Genomic DNA, 18,942 nt, shown 5'->3' on the forward strand with positions numbered 1-18,942 from the left:
AAAGAAGTAGCGACAAACCTGACTTTTATTCAAGTCTCAATTTATCTACTTTTGCATCACAATTAAACAAAATATTGGACCCGTAGCATAACTGGATAGTGCACCTGACTACGGATCAGGAGGTTGGGAGTTCGAATCTCTCCGGGTTCACGATCAAACAAAAATCCTTAAAATGGATGTGAAGCGAGCAAATCAAAAGCTCGCTTTTGTATTTGTAAGCGAACATACATCCATGCTCAAGCATGGAAGGATTTTTATTTGCAGGACTGAACTAAAAGAGATCGACGCAGTCAATCTCGACTTTATCTTTTGTATTTGTAAGCGAACATACATCCATGCTCAAGCATGGAAGGATTTTTATTTGCAGGACTGAACTAAAAGAGATCGACGCAGTCAATCTCGACTTTATCTTTTGTATTTGTAAGCGAACATACATCCATGCTCAAGCATGGAAGGATTTTTATTTGCAGGACTGAACTAAAAGAGATCGACGCAGTCAATCTCGACTTTATCTTTTGTATTTGTAAGCGAACATACATCCATGCTCAAGCATGGAAGGATTTTTATTTGCAGGACTGAACTAAAAGAGATCGACGCAGTCAATCTCGACTTTATCTTTTGTATTTGTAAGCGAACATACATCCATGCTCAAGCATGGAAGGATTTTTATTTGCAGGACTGAACTAAAAGAGATCGACGCAGTCAATCTCGACTTTATCTTTTGTATTTGTAAACGAACATACGTCCATGCCCAAGAATGGAAGGATTTCTACCCGCCACGGCGGGTGAATTTGCAGGACTGTACCAAAAGAAATCGAAGTAGTCAATCTCGATCCTCGCTTTTGATTTTAAATCTCACTAATTAAATTTTTAATTGTCAAAACGGATTCTGTAAGCTAAAAGAAGATTAATAAAGGGTGCGTTTTTGGATTGCTGAAAGGGACCTTCATTTACTTTATCTTTAGTTCCTTTCCAATATTCCTGATATGATCTAAAGGCTGTGTGGCCAAATTCAGCTGACAGTACAATATTCTTTACAGGGTAATAATTAAAATAAAATTTAAACATATAATAAGCCCAAAACCGGTCACCGTCCCGAATGTAATTATTATTGAAATCGCCATTTAATCTGTAAGTGGTGGTGATGGTTTCGTGGGCAAGACCAAAATGGATTGTATTTAATGCTTTGTATTCAAGATTTAGCCCGCGGGGGAGAAGTCCGAAAAAATTTAATTTTTTATTAATTCTCCAGTCCAAGCCCAAAACAGGAACAAACAAGTTCCCAAAATTTTCTCGATTGTAATAGAGTCCGAATTTATATCTGAATTTTTCATTTAATTTTTTTGTCGCAATAACAATTGCTCCCATTTGCAGATCTTCGGAGCTTATTCCTCTCCAGTCACTCGATATTTTTGGTAAAAACAACAAAAGAAAATTCCATCTATCATTCCATTTTTTACCATAGCCAATTTGTAGAATTGCTGAATGCAGATCAAATGTATTTAATCGGGTTTTGCTTGTTCTTAATCTTATGCGTTCATAAAATGTACCTACAATAATTGCATCCTCATTTTTTAGAACAAAAGGCAAAAAAGTACTAATTCTGGTTTGACTGATGCTAAGTGAAGTACTATCATTTTCCAAATAAGGCATACTGGGTGACTCATGCTGTCTTATCGAAAAAATGTCAATAAAAGGTTGAGCGATAATTGAATTCTCCAGGAAAAATAGAAAAATAAGCGATACACCGGTACGGATCATTCTTATTTCTTTTAACTACGAATTTATGAAAAATAAAGAATCCAAAAAGAGAACTGTATTTTCCACTAATCAGGTCTTAGAATGCTTTTTTTTTGTTAATTAGTAGAAACAAAAAAATTATGAAAAAGATATTACTATCAATCACAGTAAGTGTTTTATTTATAACGTATTCAAATGCCCAGTTCTTTTCAGCAGGGTTGAAAGCAGGTGGACAGGCAGCCGCTGCTGCATTAAGTCCTGATGACGGAATCGAGTATTCAGGTATTTTTGGTTATCATGCAGGTGCCTTTGCTAAATTAAAATCACCGGTGAAATTTGGTGGAAAAATTGAAGTACTTTATTCGGCGAGAGGAGGAGATATAATAACACCTGCTATAACTTCCGGACCTTTTCAATCACCAGAAATTACTACTGAGTTTAGAGCCAGCTATATTGATATTCCATTAATGGCTACATTTAATTTTATTAAGCCATTGGCAATTGAAGTTGGTCCTCAATTTAGTTTCTTGACAAATGGTGAGTTTTCTGATGATAACAGTAAAACTGACTATGAACCTGATAATTCGCCTGAAATAGGTTTGGCAGTGGGTTTAGATCTTAATTTACCCAAGAAATTAGGACTATATGTTAGATACAATCTAAGTTGGAATTCTCAAACTCAATCGTCTACGGATCCAAATACAAATACAACTATAGAAACAAAAACAGATGTGGCCCAATCCTGGATACAATTTGGAGTGAAATATAGAATCGTAGAACCGATTTAATTTAATAACTTCAATGAGCCCTCTTAGGAGGGCTTTTTAGTTCAAATATCTCCAAAGCTCTTTACTATCCCACAAAATTTGAGCTTCTTCTTCACCTTTTTCAAATGCTGATTTAGTCAGAATTGCAGCTTTCTTCCCATCAAAAATGGTACCATCGGCATTGAGATACATTTTTGCTAATAATAATTGCGCTGGGGCATAATCCTGATCAGAACTTTTTGAACACCATTTAAATGCAATGTTTTTATTTTTTTCAGTGCCCTCTCCTTCGTAATAAATCCTGGCAAGAAAATACTGTGCCTTCGCATCTCCTTTTTCTGCACAAATTCTGAATAAATCCAGAGCTTTGTTTGGATACCTCAGCGTGCCAAAGCCAAAATAATACATTTGAGCTGCTTCCAATGCAGCAGGATAATGCCCCTGACTTGCACTCTTTTCAAAATATTTTAACGCTAGTTTATCTGTTTCTCTGTTTTTATCTCGATAAATTTCTTTGGCAAATTCATACTGACCTTCTTTCAATCCCTGATCTGCACTCTTCTGAAGCCAATACCTGCCTTTTGCTTTGTAATCGCCCGTTTTTGAAATGGACAAATAGTGCAATCCCAATAATAATTGAGCACCTTTATCGCCTTGTTTCGCGCTGTTTTGTGTTATCTCATATCGCTTTCCAACAAGCCGGTGTTGAGAAAAAAGCGAGTATGAAACAATTATTAACAGAAAGAATATACTGAGTTTAATAGGGCTTATCATCTTATTGCGATTTATTGTGACATAACAAGAACAATTATTTTGCCAAAACGAGATTAATCTATTTTAAACAAAAAAAAGGAGCATAGAACTAGTCTACACTCCTCTTTAAAAAACCAAAAATAGGTTACTTAGCTCGCTTTCTTGTTGAGCATTAGAAATTCGTTAACCTGAACTTCAGTAAAATATCGCATTTGGCCGTCCTTATCTTCATAAGAGCGATGCAATAACTTTCCGTCAAGCGCAATTTCCTTACCTTTTTCAAAGTACTTCTCAACGATTTCGGCTTGCTTGCCCCATGCCACTATATTGTGCCATTGAACATCAGTAACTTTCTCACCTTGTTTATTTTTATATGATTCAGAGGTCGCCAAAGAAAATTTAGCAACAACCTTACCATTGTCAAGATGTTTTACTTCAGGATCTTTTCCCAGATTCCCGATAAGTTGTACGCGGTTTTTTAAATTGTTCATAATAATAATATTTATAATTTGTTCATGCAGCTGATACAACTCAACTGACCACACAAAGCTGAGGGGTCTTCACGAATTGAGTCGGATAATAACCGTTTACTTTCGTTTCATTTACGATTGTAATCGTTTAATTATGGAAACTGACAAAAGAAAATGCCGTGAATGTGGTGAACAGCTAAGAGGAAGATCAGATCAAAAGTTTTGCTCTGATCAATGCCGTACAACTTATAATAATCAATTGAACCGGGATGTAAGTAATCAGGTTCGAAACGTCAACAATATCTTAAGACGAAACCGAAGAATACTTGAAAACTTAAGTAAGAATGAAAAGAAAAGAATACAAAGAGAACTCTTAATCCAGCTTGGCTTTAACTTTTCTTTTCACACGAGCACTTTCACAAACAAGAATGGACAAACCTATTATTTTTGTTATGAAAGAGGCTATGTTCAATTAAATGAGGAATTCTATTTCATTGTTAGGAATGAAGTTTTTTAGATTTTAATTGTCATTACAGGCCTTTTTGCGTGATTGACAACGTCTTCGGCTATACTTCCACTCAATAAATGCATGAGTCCTTTTCGTGCATGTGTAGGTATAATTACCATGTCTGCATCGATATCTTCAGCAAAATAAACAATTCCATCTTCTTCAACGATGTCGGAGTATGTGTTAATCGTGTAGTTATCTATTTCGTATTTTTTGACGAATTCCTCCATCATATGTTTCATGGTTCTTGTAGAATGAAAATCATTAGGAGTATTAATTCTTACCAAGTGTAATTTTGACCCAAAAAGCTGTTGAATTTGCTTAACTATAGGCATTACCTTTGATAAATCTTCATTGAATTCACTGGCAAAAACGATATTTCGTAAGGAAAGGTCAACATCATCTTTAACGGCAATTACCGGAATTGGTGAATGTCTGACCAATTTCTCTGCCGTACTACCTACAAGTACTTCACCCAATCCCTGAGCCCCTTGAGTGCCGATGACCATAATGTCCATATCGTGATCTTCGGCTGTGCCTACAATGCTCTTAAAAACATCACCCATTTCGACATGCGAGTGAAATTTTACATGATCATGCCTTGCTTCTGAAGCCAGCTTGTGAATTTTTTGTTTCACCTTACTTACTAAGGATTTTGTAAAAACAATTTCTTCATGCGAACCGGAAGTTTCTATTTGGCCTTCAGCATTAAAACTTCCTTCAGAATAAGAAGCTGAAGGTGCTTCAATAACATGATAAATATGTACTTCAGCATTACTTTGACTTGCAAGTTCTTCTGCAAACTTGAAAGCATTGTGTGAATGCTTGGAAAAATCCGTTGGTACTAAAATTCTCTTAATCATGATTTTATATTTTTATTAAAATAAAATAGCAACACGCCATTTCAAAACAGAAATTGTAATTTATTAAGATTTTTTCTGATGATTCATGGCAATCAATGAAATGATACAGATCATTCTTATTTCAGGATTAATCTAATACATTAAAAAGGCAAAATTTCGAGCAAATGAAAAATATAAGTAAAATTTTAGTCCCCGTTGATTTTTCTGAATGTTCAGTTAATGCTTTGGATTACGCATTAAAACTAAGCGAGTACACCGGAGGTATGATATGTGTACTTCATGCTTATCACGTACCGTATGCCTTTCCCGAAGCAGGAAATGCCATTAGCGGTGAAACTATTCGAAATATTGAATTAAATGTAGAAGAAGAATTCGATGTTCTTAAAGTACAATTCAGTAAGTATATCTCGAAGTTTTGTGCTTTTAAAAAAGTGGCTTCATTTGGAATAGATGCCATTAATGAAGAATTAAAAAAAGATAAATATGACCTAATTGTCATGGGCACAAAAGGTTCATCCGGTTTGTCAGAAATAATTATTGGCAGTGTGGCTGCAAACGTCATTGAAGAAGCAAAAGCCCCTGTTATTTGTGTACCTGAAAATGCGGTTTTTGAGAAGATTAACGATATTGCTTTTGCCTGTGATTATGAGGAAGTCAACGAGCCTAAGGAAATTGATAGTTTAAAATTCATTGCTAAAAAGTTTAAAGCTCGAATTCATCTGGTCAATGTAAAAGAAAAATCCAAGGCCGGTCATTTTGAAGAAGCCATGTATTTTGAATCTTTGTTTGCTTCGATTCCTCATACCCATAACACATCAAGATTCCGTGATTTTGAAGCGGGAATTAATGACTTTGTTGAAAGTAATAAAGTTGAACTTCTGGCTATTATGCCAAGGAAGAAAAATGTTTTAAAGAAAATATTTGGTTCCAGTCATACAAGAAAAATGGCTTATCATACTAAATTGCCAATGCTTGCTTTTCACGAATAATAAAGTTTGATTATTAATCGTCAAATCCGCAAATAGTTATGATTTTTTCTTTGGCGGTATCAAAATCTAAATAAGGGCTAAAATAATTTCCCATATTCAATCCTCGCACAATAAGGAGCAATGCAATAACAAGCGTGATTGCACTGGATACTTTTTTGTACGAAAACGTAAATCTTTTTTGAATCGCCTGATATGATATCATTGTGGCAACTAGTGCAGGTAATGTTCCCAAACCAAAAAACAGCATAAATAAGGCTGATTCAATGCCATTTCCCAGGGCAATGGCAGAAATCAATGCCAACCATACCAATCCGCATGGTAATAGACCATTAAGTATACCGGTTATATAAAAACCCGAAATTTTATTTTGATTGATATAATTGCCAATGTTTTTCTTTACCCAGTTTTCAAAAAGATAATAGCGCTTCATAAACAGGCTATTCCTGAATAGCATTGGAATGAAAAGCACCATAATCAGCATAACACCTAAGCCAATGCTAAAATACTGTTGAATTCCAGCCAAATTGAATGAAAACCCAATAAATCCTAATATTAGACCTAAAAAGAAATAAGTACTGAGACGCCCGCTTTGATATACTATTCTGGCTAGCCAGGTTCTAAATCCACCAAAACGGCCATAAGGCATTGCAAGTGCAAGTGGTCCACACATTCCAATGCAATGTGCACTACCTAAAAAGCCCATGGTTAATGCGGCAATTAACATTTACGGAATATTTAATACCTGTTCTGAGTAATATTCATCAGATTCGGCGCTCCATTCTATTTTTATGCGCCATAAGCCTGATTTTAAACCCTTATAAGAGATCAATTGAAGGCCATTTTCATCCGTTAACAATTGGATTTTTTGGTCTTCACCGGCATTTGAAGGTCTAAAAAGATGAACAAGACCATGTTCAATTTTATCATTAAATTTTAGAACAATACTTGATAATTCCCTATCCAATCTTATTTCAAGGGCACCAGCCTCAAAATTATTGGTCATTTGATCTATACGATCCTGATATTCGATTTCCTTCTGATAATAGTTTTCATCCACCAGATCAATGTTTTCCCTCATGGCAATTGTTACCATAGTAGCCATTATTCCGGCAAATACGATTAATGAGATCAGCAGCTTGTTTCCCCAGTTCATTCTCATTGCGATATAATTCTTACAGGTCCCAAAAAGTTCGTTTTATCTCTTGTTAAGACTACATCTCCTTCTAAAACCAGAATATTGACCTTATTTTTCATTTCAGTAATGTTTTTCTCTTCTGTTTCAATAAAAAATACACTTTCAACCGAACCTTGAGCAGGAACAATGATTTCATCCCCTCCGATTATTTTGATTTCACCCTCAAAGCCTTCTCCAAGCTCAATTCTAACAGATTTTTCAATAAAGGTTTTGTTGACAATCTGAAGGTTAAAGAGATTACTGATTTTACCATCATCGGTTTTTTGATAAAGTTGTCCCGGTACCCTCATTACAGTAGTTTCAACATCCGTTCTTGTGGTGGTGAAAAAACCAAAAGCTCCCAGGAGTACAAGTAAAACCAATGAGTATGCGGCTACTCTAGCAGTGAATTTGAATGGAATTTTGTTTTCAATACCCAGAATGGAATCAAATCTTATGAGTCCCCTCGGTCTTTTTATTTTATCCATCACAGAATTACATTCATCAATGCAGGCAGTGCAATTAATACATTCCATCTGTGTTCCATTTCGAATATCTATACCCGTAGGACAAACATGAACACATAATTTACAATCTATACAATCACCTATCTGAGTGTTATCTTCTCCTTTTTTAATTTTTCCTCTAGGTTCTCCGCGATTATAATCATAAGCTACGACCATGGATTCTTTATTCAACAATACGCCTTGTAGTCGACCATAAGGACAAATAACAGTACAAACAATTTCCCGTACCTGACTAAAAACCAAATAGAAAATACCGGTAAATATTACCAAACCGGAAAAACCGGCCAAATTGTCTAAAGGGTTGGAACTTATCAATTCTAATACTCGTGGCATGCCCACTAAATAGGCCATTACTACATGTCCAAAAAATATTGACAAGAAGATGAAAAACAAATGTTTTAATCCTTTTTTTCTGATTTTTTCAGCATTCCAGGGCATGCTGTTCAATTTCATTTGCTGTCTGTAATCTCCTTCGAAAAAGTATTCTATTTTGCGAAATACCAATTCCATAAACAAGGTCTGCGGGCAGGTCCAGCCACAAAATACCCTTCCGTATACCACGGTAAAGAGTATTATGGAAACCATTAGTGTTAAGACGCCTATGACAATGATAAAAATATCCTGTGGCCAGTAAACCTGTCCAAAAAAAATGAATTTGCGATCAAATATATTGACAAGGAAAAATGGTTTTCCATTGTATTGGATAAATGGAAGAGCCACGAATGTTAACAAAATGGTATAGCCTAGGATTAACCTGTAGCGATGCCATTTTCCCGAAGGCATTTTAGGAAAAATCCATCTTCTTTTATTATCATCATTTACTGTAGAAGGCGTATTTCTAAACTTATCGTAAAGTTCTTCTTCGAAATAGGCAGATTTCGGTTCGCCCATGCAATTTTTTTTTAAAACCTTTACAAATCTAAAAGGGCGGTAAATAGTTAATTATGACATTCATCAGTTTAGGAAATGATGGATTAAAACCATTATGATAAAGGCAATTCCCGGTGATTTACAAAACTCAATTAAAAGTTATTTAGAGTCTTTTTTCAAATCTGATATCAAGCTTAAAGATTTTAAATTCAGCTCCGGAGGCTGTATAAATAAAACAGGTATCTTAAAAACAAGTAAAGGTGACTATTTCATTAAATGGAATACAAAGAAATTGTTCCCTAATATGTTTAAAAGAGAACTTATGGGTTTAAACTTATTGATTTCAGCCAAACACAATTTGAAAGTGCCCAAACCAATTTTAGCAGGAGAAGATAAAGATCATATTTTTTTAATTCTTGAAAATATAATACCGGCACACCCCAGCTTTAATTTTTGGGAAAATCTTGGGCATGGTTTAGCTGAACTACATCAGAATTCCAATGAACAATACGGTCTTGATTATAATAATTACATAGGCTCATTAAATCAAGTCAATGCTGAATCATCAGATTGGCTTGAGTTTTTTAGAAAAAACAGGATTGAATTTACATTTAAAATGGCCTATGATTCAGGTTTTTTTAGTAAATCAGATCGCATTCAATTAGACAACATGTTTAAGCATCTAAATCAAATCTGCCCTGAAAACATCCGCCCTTCTCTTATTCACGGGGATTTGTGGAGTGGTAATCTTATGGTTGATTCCGAAGGAAACCCTTGTTTAATAGATCCTGCGGTCTATTATGGATTTAGAGAAATAGAAATCGCATTTACTGAATTATTTGGCGGTTATGACACTGTATTCTATGGCAGCTATAATGAACACTGGGCATTGGAAGAAGGCTATTCGGAAAGAAAAGATATCTGGAATCTATACCCACTTCTGGTACATGTAAATTTATTTGGGTATTCATACGCTACTACTGTTAAATCCATATTAGCTCGTTTTCGTTAAAACCGGAATTCAATATTTCAAATAAGATTTGAATTAAATTGTAAAAATTATGAGATTGATCTTTCTCATGAATTGCGCCCTTTTAAAATAGCTCAAAATGAAACATAGAATTTACAGTCTTGAAGATTATCTGAGAAGTTATCGTGAAAGTGTTGAAAACCCGGAAACATTTTGGTCTCAGGTAGCCAATTCCTTTGCATGGCGTAAAAGATGGGATAATGTATTGAGCTGGGACTTTACAAAACCCGAAGTCAAATGGTTTGAAGGAGCAAAACTAAATATAACTGAAAACTGTATTGACCGACATTTGGTTGACAAGGGCGATAAAACTGCGATTATTTGGGAGCCCAATGACCCTAAAGACAAAGCGGTCAAAATCAACTATAATGAACTCTATCAAAAGGTAAATATTTTTGCTAATACACTCAAAAATCTCGGTGTAGGTAAGGGTGACAGGGTATGTATTTATATGCCAATGATCCCCGAATTGGCGATAGCAGTTCTTGCCTGTGCAAGAATAGGAGCGATTCATTCTGTCGTTTTTGCCGGTTTTTCTTCGAATTCACTTGCTGATAGAATCAATGATGCCAGCTGTAAACTGGTTTTAACTGCAGATGGCTCATACCGAGGGGCTAAAACTCTAAATCTCAAAAATATTGTTGACGAAGCGCTGGCAAAATGTTCATCCGTTGAAAAATGTTTGGTCTATAAAAGAACAGGCGACAATATTCAAATGAAGTCCGGACGTGATATTTGGTGGAACGATGCTATAAAAGGTCAAAGCACTGAGTGCAAAGCAGAGGAAATGGATGCGGAAGACATGCTATTCATCCTTTATACTTCTGGTTCAACAGGAAAACCAAAAGGAATGGTTCATACATGTGCCGGTTATATGGTCTATACGACATATACTTTTCTTAATGCTTTTCAATATAAACCTGAAGAGATCTATTGGTGTACTGCAGACATCGGTTGGATTACTGGCCACTCTTATATTGTTTATGGCCCACTTTCTGCCGGAGCCACTACGGTTATGTTTGAAGGAGTACCATCCTGGCCCGATATGGGTCGTTTCTGGGAAGTCGTGGAAAAACATAAAATCAATATATTTTATACAGCACCAACGGCGATTAGGGCCTTGGAGAAAGCAGACATATCTTTTGTGAAAAAGCACGACCTGTCTTCTTTAAGAGTATTAGGTACTGTGGGAGAACCGATAAACGAAGAAGCTTGGCACTGGTATCACGATCACATAGGCAATAACAAATGCCCTATTGTGGATACCTGGTGGCAAACTGAAACTGGCGGGTTTATGATATCTCCGGTTGCCGGAATAACGCCTACAAAGCCATCCTATGCAACGCTACCCCTTCCGGGTATACAACCCAGTATTGTTGATGAAAATGGCTTGGAAATAGAGGGAAATGGAGTTCAGGGACGACTTTGCATTAAGTTTCCCTGGCCGTCCATTGCAAGAACCATTTATGGCGATCATGAGCGATTTAAGCAAACTTATTTTTCAGTTTTTGACAATAAGTATTTTACGGGTGATGGCTCAAGAAGAGATGAAGATGGATATTACAGGATTACCGGAAGGGTAGATGATGTAATAATTGTTTCAGGCCATAATTTGGGTACAGCTGAAATTGAAAATGCCATTGATGAACACGAAAATGTTGCAGAAACAGCTGTTGTTGGTTTTCCACATGATATCAAGGGGAATGCGGTTTATGCCTTTGTAGCTACCTATGAAAATCCCAAGGATGAAAATCAATTGCGACATGAAATACTCGAGCTGGTTTCAAGAACAATCGGACCCATTGCCAAGCCCGAAAAAATCCAAATAGTTCCTGACTTACCAAAAACCAGATCGGGCAAAATAATGCGTAGAATCCTTAGAAAGATCGCTGAAAAGGAATCCTCCGATCTCGGTGACATATCTACACTATTGAATCCGGAAGTTGTTGAAATTATTAAAAAAGGAGCACTTTAATCTTTTTTATGAATGTAATTTTTTATTTGAGATTCAACATTTAGAGCAATTTTAAATAAGCAACTTTAACCTGATTTTTATTCAGAAAAATTTTATTACCATTTGTATTCAAAACCCCTGATATTATTTCAGATATTATTATTTCTAATACTGGGCCATCCAATAATTTCTCAGGAGTACGATTCTATTGAAGATCTTGAGAAACAATTAACTGAAGAAATAAGTAAAAAGCAAAGAGTCGATATCCTCAACACTTTAACTTTTGATTATATCTTCTCAAATCCACAATTGGCTCCAAAATATAATAATGAAGCAATTATTCTAGCCACTGAGATAGATTATGATATTGGTGAATCCCGCGCATACAATAACAAGGGGATAATTTACAGAAATAGCGGTTTTTATGAGGAGGCAACACTCGAACATTTAAAGTCACTCGAAATAAACAACAATATTGATAATTTGGAGGGTAAGGCCCTGGATTATTCAAATTTGGGAATGGTCTATTTGGATCAAAATAATTATGTCAACTCAATAAAATATTTCAGAAGAGGTCTAAAAATTAAAGAAGAAATTAATGATTCTATTGGAATAGTTTTTACATATAATGACCTTACCAGCGCCTATATCGGAATTAAGAGATTTGACAGTGCGTTGTACTATTCCATAAAAGCTCTATCATTTTCTAAAGAAACCAAACAATTTTCACTTGTTTCTCAAGCAAAATTCAACATTGCCAACATACATTATCTGCAGTACAAAATTGATGTGGCGGCTTACGAACTCAAAGAAATAGAAAAAGAGTGCATTGAAAATAACAACATCTATATTCTTTCAAAAGTATATAATCTACTTAGTGAGATTAAAAGGGTTAACAGAGATTTTGAAGCCGCATTAATTTATGCGCATAAAGCACTTCAAAATGCCAAAAAATATTCCATATCCACAGATATAAATAAAGCCTATATGGCCCTTTATAAATCAAATGCCTTATTAGGTGACTATGAAAGTGCCTATAATTATCTAAATATTTACAATGCTCGTCTCGATAGCATGCACAAACAAGAAAATGAACAAAAAACAGTACTTCTCGCAACTCAATATGAATTTGCTCATAAACAAAAAATGCTTGAAGAAAAGTTTTTCGAAGAATTGAGTTTTCAGAGGATTATCCTCACCATTTCTATCAGTCTTATAGTATTTGTTCTTGGTATTTTCCTTGTCTCAATCTGGAAAAATAAAAAACTAAAAGAAGCGAATCAAAGAATTGAAAAAATTGGAAAAGACATCCGAATTAAAAATCAGGAAATTCAGGAACAAAATGATAAAATTCATATGCAGGCAGATAAACTTATGAAAGCAAATGCGGCAAAAAATCAAATTTTCAATATAATCAGCCATGACTTAAAGAGCCCTTTAGAGAATTTAAATATGCTGATGGATTTGTCTAAATCTGATACTATTTCCGAAGAAGAATTCAAAGATTATATTAAGAAACTCGGTAAGAAGTCTGAAACAATGCTTTTTACATTAAATAACCTTCTGACCTGGTCTAAATCTCAAATGAATGGTTTGTATACTAATTTTAATGAACTGAAACTCTTATCTTTTTTAGATGCTGAACGTCCCTTTTATAAAGAAATCGCAGACTCTAAAAATATAGATCTGAATATTGAATGCAATAATTCTATTATTGTAAAAGTGGATCAGGATCAGCTGAGAATAGTGCTCCGAAACCTGGTCAACAATGCTATTAAATTCACCAATCAAAGTGGAAAAATTGAAATAAAAGCAGAGGAAAACGGTGATATTGTAAATATTTCAGTTAGTGATAATGGTGTCGGTATTGAGCCTGAGGATATTGACAAATTATTAAATTCAGAGCAATTCACTACTACCTATGGAACGAATGGTGAAAAAGGTACTGGCATAGGATTAAAACTCTGTAAGGAATTGATAGAAAGAAACAAAGGCTCTCTTCAAATTTTCAGCGAACGCGGAAAGGGCAGTGTATTTAAATTTAGTTTAAACTCGTCCTTGAATTAAAGCATTAGGTAATAAGGTTTGACTATCCTTTTATTTTATTGATAGATCATTGAACCAATACTTTAATGATGGAGCTTTTTATTCCATTAAATTGAAATAAATACAGTCCGGAATTAAGATTTCTCAAGTCAATTTTTTTGCTTTCTGAAATCGTATGAATGTCAATAATGCGTCCATAGATATCCCTGATTTTTAATTCATAAGATTCTAAGTCAGAAATTTTAATTGTTACAACATCAGTAATTGGATTGGGGAATACTTTAATATTTTCAATTTTACCGGCTGTTTCCAAGTCACTTATGATCACGTTAAAGAATAATTCAGATCTGCCGCCCAAGGAAGTATCATTGTGATATATGATTAAGGTATCATTGGCAAGATTTAGGGGGGTCCACTTTAAGGAAATTGCTTTGGAATTCAGGGCTTTAATCATTATGTCTTCTATAGTATCAAAATGAATTACAGCGTTGTTATTTATAAAATCTAAACTATCGATAATAAGTGGGGTGGGCCCAAGGTTTCGTACGGTAAAATTGCTAGAGATTGTATCATTGGAGGAAGGATTGGTATAACTAAACTGATTTCTTGATTGATGATAAATCGGTTTTTCAATAATAGGTAAAAGGGCTGCAAAGGGCCCTCCGTAAATACCCAGATCATTTCTAATCGTGGACTGTGAGGGAAATAGAGCATTTCCGGGATTGGATTGATCTTCAAAATCATTGCGAAGAGAATCGGGATTTCCACTGTCCAATGAAGCACCCCCTGAAATGGCTAAAAAAGACGAATCCCTGAAAGCAGGATTAAAATTGTAATTGATACCGCTTAATGTACCACCTGTAGTATTGTAGGATGTCTGGAAAAACTGTCCGTTTGAATTGGCAATTTCATCACCAAATTTCTGATAATTACCGTATATAATATTGTTTTCTAAAATAGTATTATCGCAATCTATGTTAAATAGCCCCCCTGCACTTCCGGCAAAACCGCCAAACCCGGTAATTGCCAGGTTTGACACAATGGTATTATTAATTACTCTGCATGAAGTGGAATCAACCGTACAGAAAACCATAATACCACCACCTCCAAATTGACTGGCTCCCCGATTATTATAAACCAGATTATTACTAAAAATACCTTTTGAATTATTCAGTACGATACCATTACCATACAAACCGGTATTTCCTTCAATTATATTATTGTGAATAAAAGCGCTGTCAAAAAAAGTATGGATACCGCCGGCTCCGGAACTTATTATTCCACCTGTATTGATCAAACAGTGGTTATTGGTAATGTAATTAAATCGAATTTCAGGAGAAGAATTCTGAATTGCAATTCCTCCGCCTTCTATAAATACCTGATTTGCTGCTAAATTAAATGGTGTGCCCAATCCCGCTCTCAAAGTAAATCCCTGAAATAACATATTGCTTCCGCAGCCATTGATTATCCTAAGTACACTTGCCGTATCTGGATTTGAAGGATTGCTTCCATCAATTATTGTATTGTGTATGTCTGCAAAGTTTGAAGTGAACAAATAGTTCGAAGTCAGCAATATTTCTTTGGCAGAAATGGTAATATTTTCATAATAAAGACCATTATCCACTAATACGGTATCTCCGGTAACAGCGCTATCAATGGCAAGTTGAATCGTACTGAAATTTTGAGGCACAAGCAATTGCCTTCCAGAAATATTAAAAGTTATAAATAGAAAGGTTATTAGAAGTAGTTTTTTCAAATCAATAAAATTAAAAATGATGCGAAGAGATTCGCTTTGAAAGGTCGGCTAATTAAAAATAGCACTATTTTTTATAAGAAATACATCATCTAAATAAAAAAAGCAGGAAATCATTCCTGCTTTTAGATATAAGGTCAAAATAAATTATAAAACTACATTTCCGAAGTGTCTGATTGATTTAGTGTATCAGACATTGTATCATCATCATTAATTTCTTCAGAATTTGAATCATTTGTGGCTTCAGGTTCATATAAATCGCCCTGAGGATCTTTTGGGTTGGCCGGTGTAGTTCCAACCAAAGTTTTAATATAGCTGGCAACGCTTTGCATTTCTCCCGGATTTAATTTTGTCTGCCATGAAATCATTCCTTTTTCGGGAACGCCGTATTTAATGGTCGAAAATATATCCGAGATAGATCCACCGTGAATCCAATAATTATCCGTTAAATTAGGGCCTACACTTCCGCCTCCGTCTGCCTGATGGCATGCTTTGCATTCCTTGAGATAAATTTCTTTACCTTGAGCTAAAACCAATTCGTCACTGATGAATTTCACTGAAGTTTCATCGATCAGGTTAGATTGTTTATCTCTCCATTCTGCAATTGCAATTTCTGCTTGTTTTACGTCATTTTCATATTCCGTAATCTGATCCTGAATATTACCAATTCCCCATAATTGAACCAGGTAGGCAATTGCGAAAATTATAGTACCTGCAAAAATTGCAGTTAACCATGGAGGCATTCCATAATCCATTTCCCTAATTCCATCATAATCATGATCGAGCATCATGGATGTTCTCTCTTCTTTCTCAGCATACAATTTACCGGTGATCAGTTTTTCTTTCATTCTTTCCCAGAGGGTCGGTGGTTCAACAAATTCACCGGCCGGGGCCTTTTGTCTTTCTATCGCTCTTTGCATATAACTAACCGTATTTACCATAAGGGTAAGCGTTATGAGCAATAGAACCATTACTGTGGCAATCAGAATTAAAACAGTTAGCAATAATGGATCCATGGACATTAATGTCTCAAAAAATCCCGGTTCTACCTGTTCCATTATCTCTTCTGATTGGGCATTCGCCGGCAAAATTGTTCCAAATCCAAGAATCAGAATTACAATTAAACTGCCGCCAATTTTATATATATTTCTAATCATGATTGTCAGTCTTTAGGGTTTTATTTTCATTTTCATCTTCGAGAGGTAATTTTCGCATATGATCAATATAGGTTTTCGTGGTGCTAAAAGTCCAAATCAACAATAGCACGAAAAAAGTTATAAAGATCACCAGTGATATCAGCCCAAAATTTTGAGCGCCATCTATTCCTGAAATTATATATTTATACATGGTTTTATTCTTTTGAATTTAACATGGCCTGATCCTCATTTACTTTAATATCTGTACCCAGACGCTGTAAATAAGCTATCAGTGCAACAATTTCAGTTTCAGCAATGGTATTTATATTATCACCTTGAAGACTCTTGACAATCTCATTGGCCTGATTTATAAGGTCTTCATTTGCGCTTTCTTCATATCCCAATTCATATGGCACACCTAATTTTCTTAGTGTACTTATTTTCGGTCCGGTTTGGCCCATGTCCACTGTTTGGGTGAACAGCCATGGATAGGCCGGCATTATAGATCCCGGTGAAATAGAACTTGGTTCTAACATATGTTGATAATGCCAGGAGTCCGGATATTTTCCTCCAACTCTATGCAGATCGGGCCCTGTGCGTTTTGAACCCCAGAGGAATGGATGGTCGTAAACAAATTCTCCGGCTTTTGAGTATTCTCCATATCGCTCCGTTTCAGATCTGAATGGACGAATCATTTGAGAATGGCAGCCTACACAACCTTCTCTTATGTAAATATCACGTCCATGCAATTCAAGCGGGGTATATGGTTTTACACTGGCTATTGTAGGGATATTGGATTTGATCATTAATGTAGGTACTATTTCAACCAAACCACCTATAAGGATAATAATCGCTGATAAAACAGTTAACAGCATTGGTTTTCTTTCCAATAATCTATGCCAATATGTATCATCTCCACTGAAAGTCGGATTCTTTTCAAGTGCAGGTGCTTCAGCTTCTTCATTGGCCACAAATTGTCCGGCCAAAGCTGTTTTATACAAATTATAAGTCATCACAAATACCCCGATCAGATACAATGTACCACCCAGGGATCGTAAGAAATACATCGGTATAATTTGAGTTACTGTTTCAAGGAAATTACTGTATTTAAGAAAACCGTCGGGTGTAAATTCTTTCCACATTAAGCTCTGTGTAAAGCCTGCAAAATACATTGGCAATACCCAGAAAATTATTCCAAGTGTGCCAAGCCAAAAATGAACATTGGCCAATTTTTCTGAAAACAGTTTTGTCTTCCACATTTTTGGAACCATCCAGTAAATCATACCGAAGGTCAGGAATCCATTCCAGCCCAAAGCACCAACGTGAACGTGCGCCGGAATCCAGTCTGTATAATGCGCAATTGCATTAACATTTTTTAATGATAAAAGGGGTCCTTCAAGAGTGGCCATTCCATAGCAGGTAACGGCTACTACCATAAATTTCAGAATCGCACTTTCTCGCACTCTATCCCAGGCGCCTCTCAAGGTTAAAAGACCATTAACCATACCACCCCAGGATGGAGCAATTAGCATAATGGAAAATACGGTACCCAATGCCTGTGCCCAACCGGGTAGAGACGTATAAAGTAAATGGTGTGGACCGGCCCAGATGTATATGAAAATTAATGTCCAAAAATGAACGATGGAAAGTTTATATGAATAAACCGGTCTGTTGGCTGCTTTTGGTAGATAGTAATACATTAGGCCTAAATAGGGCGTTGTCAGAAAGAAGGCCACCGCATTGTGCCCATACCACCATTGAACCAGGGCATCCTGTACACCTGCATAAGCCGAATAGCTTTTGAAAAAATTAACAGGTAATTCGAAACTGTTAAAAATATGAAGTACCGCAACAGTGACAAATGTTGCGATATAGAACCAAATGGCAACGTATAAATGTCTTTCACGACGTTTTATAATCGTACCGAGCATATTTATACCAAAAACGACCCAAACGAGTGCTATGGCAATATCTATGGGCCATTCAAGCTCGGCATATTCCTTTGATGTGGTTATTCCTAAAGGCAAAGTAATGGCAGCTGCAAGGATTATAATTTGCCAACCCCAGAAATGCACCCAGCTCAATAAATCGCTAAACATTCGGGCTTTGAGTAGCCTTTGCAAAGAATAATACACGCCCGCAAATATGGCATTGCCGACAAAAGCGAAAATAACTGCATTGGTGTGTAATGGTCTGATTCTGCCAAACGTAGTGTATTGCAGATTAAGATTTAATTCCGGAATATAGAATTGTAGGGCTACCCATAATCCTACCGTCATTCCGACGATCCCAAATAAGACCGAAGCGATTATAAAATACTTTACAATCTTGTTATCATAGTTGAAACGTTCTATTCCCATAT

General features: G+C 35.6%; 17 protein-coding genes and 1 tRNA gene. 7 read left to right on the forward strand and 11 right to left on the reverse strand.

Going from position 1 to position 18,942, the window contains the following annotated elements; translation table 11 throughout:
- Positions 1 to 76: 76 nt before the first annotated feature.
- Positions 77 to 150: transfer RNA gene (locus tag HZR84_10980), tRNA-Arg, on the forward strand.
- 720 nt (positions 151 to 870) lie between these two features.
- On the opposite strand, the gene HZR84_10985 is transcribed toward HZR84_10980, so the two are convergent.
- The gene (locus tag HZR84_10985) at positions 871 to 1,761 is read right to left on the reverse strand and encodes a hypothetical protein (protein ID QNL22441.1); all 891 of its coding nucleotides are present in this window, start codon (positions 1,759 to 1,761) and stop codon (positions 871 to 873) included.
- A 119-nt stretch (positions 1,762 to 1,880) separates the two neighbouring features.
- On the opposite strand from HZR84_10985, the gene HZR84_10990 reads away from it, so the two are divergent.
- Complete coding sequence (locus tag HZR84_10990) at positions 1,881 to 2,528, forward strand: PorT family protein (protein QNL22442.1); 648 nt, start codon at positions 1,881 to 1,883, stop codon at positions 2,526 to 2,528.
- 36 nt (positions 2,529 to 2,564) lie between these two features.
- Here HZR84_10990 and HZR84_10995 read toward each other — a convergent pair whose 3' ends face one another.
- Entirely contained in the window at positions 2,565 to 3,281 is a 717-nt protein-coding gene (locus HZR84_10995; GenBank protein QNL22443.1) for a sel1 repeat family protein, read from the reverse strand.
- Between the two features lie 128 nt (positions 3,282 to 3,409).
- Positions 3,410 to 3,751, reverse strand: a complete 342-nt coding sequence (ssb, locus tag HZR84_11000) for a single-stranded DNA-binding protein (GenBank protein QNL22444.1) — start codon at positions 3,749 to 3,751, stop codon at positions 3,410 to 3,412.
- 133 nt (positions 3,752 to 3,884) lie between these two features.
- On the opposite strand from ssb, the gene HZR84_11005 reads away from it, so the two are divergent.
- Complete coding sequence (locus HZR84_11005; protein ID QNL22445.1) at positions 3,885 to 4,247, forward strand: hypothetical protein; 363 nt, start codon at positions 3,885 to 3,887, stop codon at positions 4,245 to 4,247.
- Here the strand turns inward: HZR84_11005 and HZR84_11010 are convergent.
- Complete coding sequence (locus tag HZR84_11010; GenBank protein ID QNL22446.1) at positions 4,244 to 5,101, reverse strand: universal stress protein; 858 nt, start codon at positions 5,099 to 5,101, stop codon at positions 4,244 to 4,246. The genes HZR84_11005 and HZR84_11010 overlap by 4 nt on opposite strands.
- Before the next feature lie 164 nt (positions 5,102 to 5,265).
- Between HZR84_11010 and HZR84_11015 the strand changes: the two genes are divergently transcribed.
- Positions 5,266 to 6,090, forward strand: a complete 825-nt coding sequence (locus HZR84_11015; protein ID QNL22447.1) for a universal stress protein — start codon at positions 5,266 to 5,268, stop codon at positions 6,088 to 6,090.
- Between the two features lie 13 nt (positions 6,091 to 6,103).
- Here the strand turns inward: HZR84_11015 and HZR84_11020 are convergent, their stop codons facing one another.
- The 3 genes from HZR84_11020 to ccoG are packed head-to-tail and all read right to left on the reverse strand — an operon-like array spanning position 6,104 to position 8,682.
- Positions 6,104 to 6,814 (reverse strand): sulfite exporter TauE/SafE family protein, encoded by a 711-nt coding sequence (locus HZR84_11020; protein ID QNL22448.1) that lies wholly within the window; start codon positions 6,812 to 6,814, stop codon positions 6,104 to 6,106.
- Positions 6,815 to 7,249 (reverse strand): FixH family protein, encoded by a 435-nt coding sequence (locus HZR84_11025; GenBank protein QNL22449.1) that lies wholly within the window; start codon positions 7,247 to 7,249, stop codon positions 6,815 to 6,817. It abuts the gene before it with no gap.
- Positions 7,246 to 8,682, reverse strand: coding sequence for a cytochrome c oxidase accessory protein CcoG (gene ccoG, locus HZR84_11030; protein QNL22450.1), 1,437 nt, complete (start codon positions 8,680 to 8,682; stop codon positions 7,246 to 7,248). The genes HZR84_11025 and ccoG overlap by 4 nt, the downstream gene beginning before the upstream one ends.
- 94 nt (positions 8,683 to 8,776) lie before the next feature.
- Here ccoG and HZR84_11035 point away from each other — a divergent pair, with 94 nt between their 5' ends.
- The 3 genes from HZR84_11035 (at position 8,777) to HZR84_11045 (ending at position 13,712) form a co-directional block, all read left to right on the forward strand.
- Positions 8,777 to 9,673, forward strand: a complete 897-nt coding sequence (locus HZR84_11035) for a fructosamine kinase family protein (GenBank protein QNL22451.1) — start codon at positions 8,777 to 8,779, stop codon at positions 9,671 to 9,673.
- A gap of 97 nt (positions 9,674 to 9,770) precedes the next feature.
- A complete protein-coding gene (gene acs / locus HZR84_11040; GenBank protein QNL22452.1) occupies positions 9,771 to 11,666 on the forward strand; it encodes an acetate--CoA ligase in 1,896 nt (631 codons plus the stop codon).
- 102 nt (positions 11,667 to 11,768) lie between these two features.
- The gene (locus tag HZR84_11045; protein QNL22453.1) at positions 11,769 to 13,712 is read left to right on the forward strand and encodes a tetratricopeptide repeat-containing sensor histidine kinase; all 1,944 of its coding nucleotides are present in this window, start codon (positions 11,769 to 11,771) and stop codon (positions 13,710 to 13,712) included.
- A 46-nt stretch (positions 13,713 to 13,758) separates the two neighbouring features.
- On the opposite strand, the gene HZR84_11050 is transcribed toward HZR84_11045, so the two are convergent.
- From HZR84_11050 to ccoN, 4 genes are all read right to left on the reverse strand, one after another.
- Positions 13,759 to 15,447: a T9SS type A sorting domain-containing protein gene (locus tag HZR84_11050; protein ID QNL22454.1), complete on the reverse strand. Its 1,689-nt coding sequence runs from the start codon at positions 15,445 to 15,447 to the stop codon at positions 13,759 to 13,761.
- 152 nt (positions 15,448 to 15,599) lie between these two features.
- Complete coding sequence (locus HZR84_11055) at positions 15,600 to 16,601, reverse strand: c-type cytochrome (protein QNL22455.1); 1,002 nt, start codon at positions 16,599 to 16,601, stop codon at positions 15,600 to 15,602.
- Complete coding sequence (locus HZR84_11060) at positions 16,594 to 16,791, reverse strand: cbb3-type cytochrome c oxidase subunit 3 (GenBank protein ID QNL22456.1); 198 nt, start codon at positions 16,789 to 16,791, stop codon at positions 16,594 to 16,596. The genes HZR84_11055 and HZR84_11060 overlap by 8 nt, the downstream gene beginning before the upstream one ends.
- 4 nt (positions 16,792 to 16,795) lie before the next feature.
- Complete coding sequence (ccoN, locus tag HZR84_11065; protein ID QNL22457.1) at positions 16,796 to 18,940, reverse strand: cytochrome-c oxidase, cbb3-type subunit I; 2,145 nt, start codon at positions 18,938 to 18,940, stop codon at positions 16,796 to 16,798.
- Positions 18,941 to 18,942: the final 2 nt, after the last annotated feature.

The organism is Hyphobacterium sp. CCMP332 (assembly GCA_014323545.1).
GTDB lineage: Bacteria > Bacteroidota > Bacteroidia > Cytophagales > CCMP332 > CCMP332.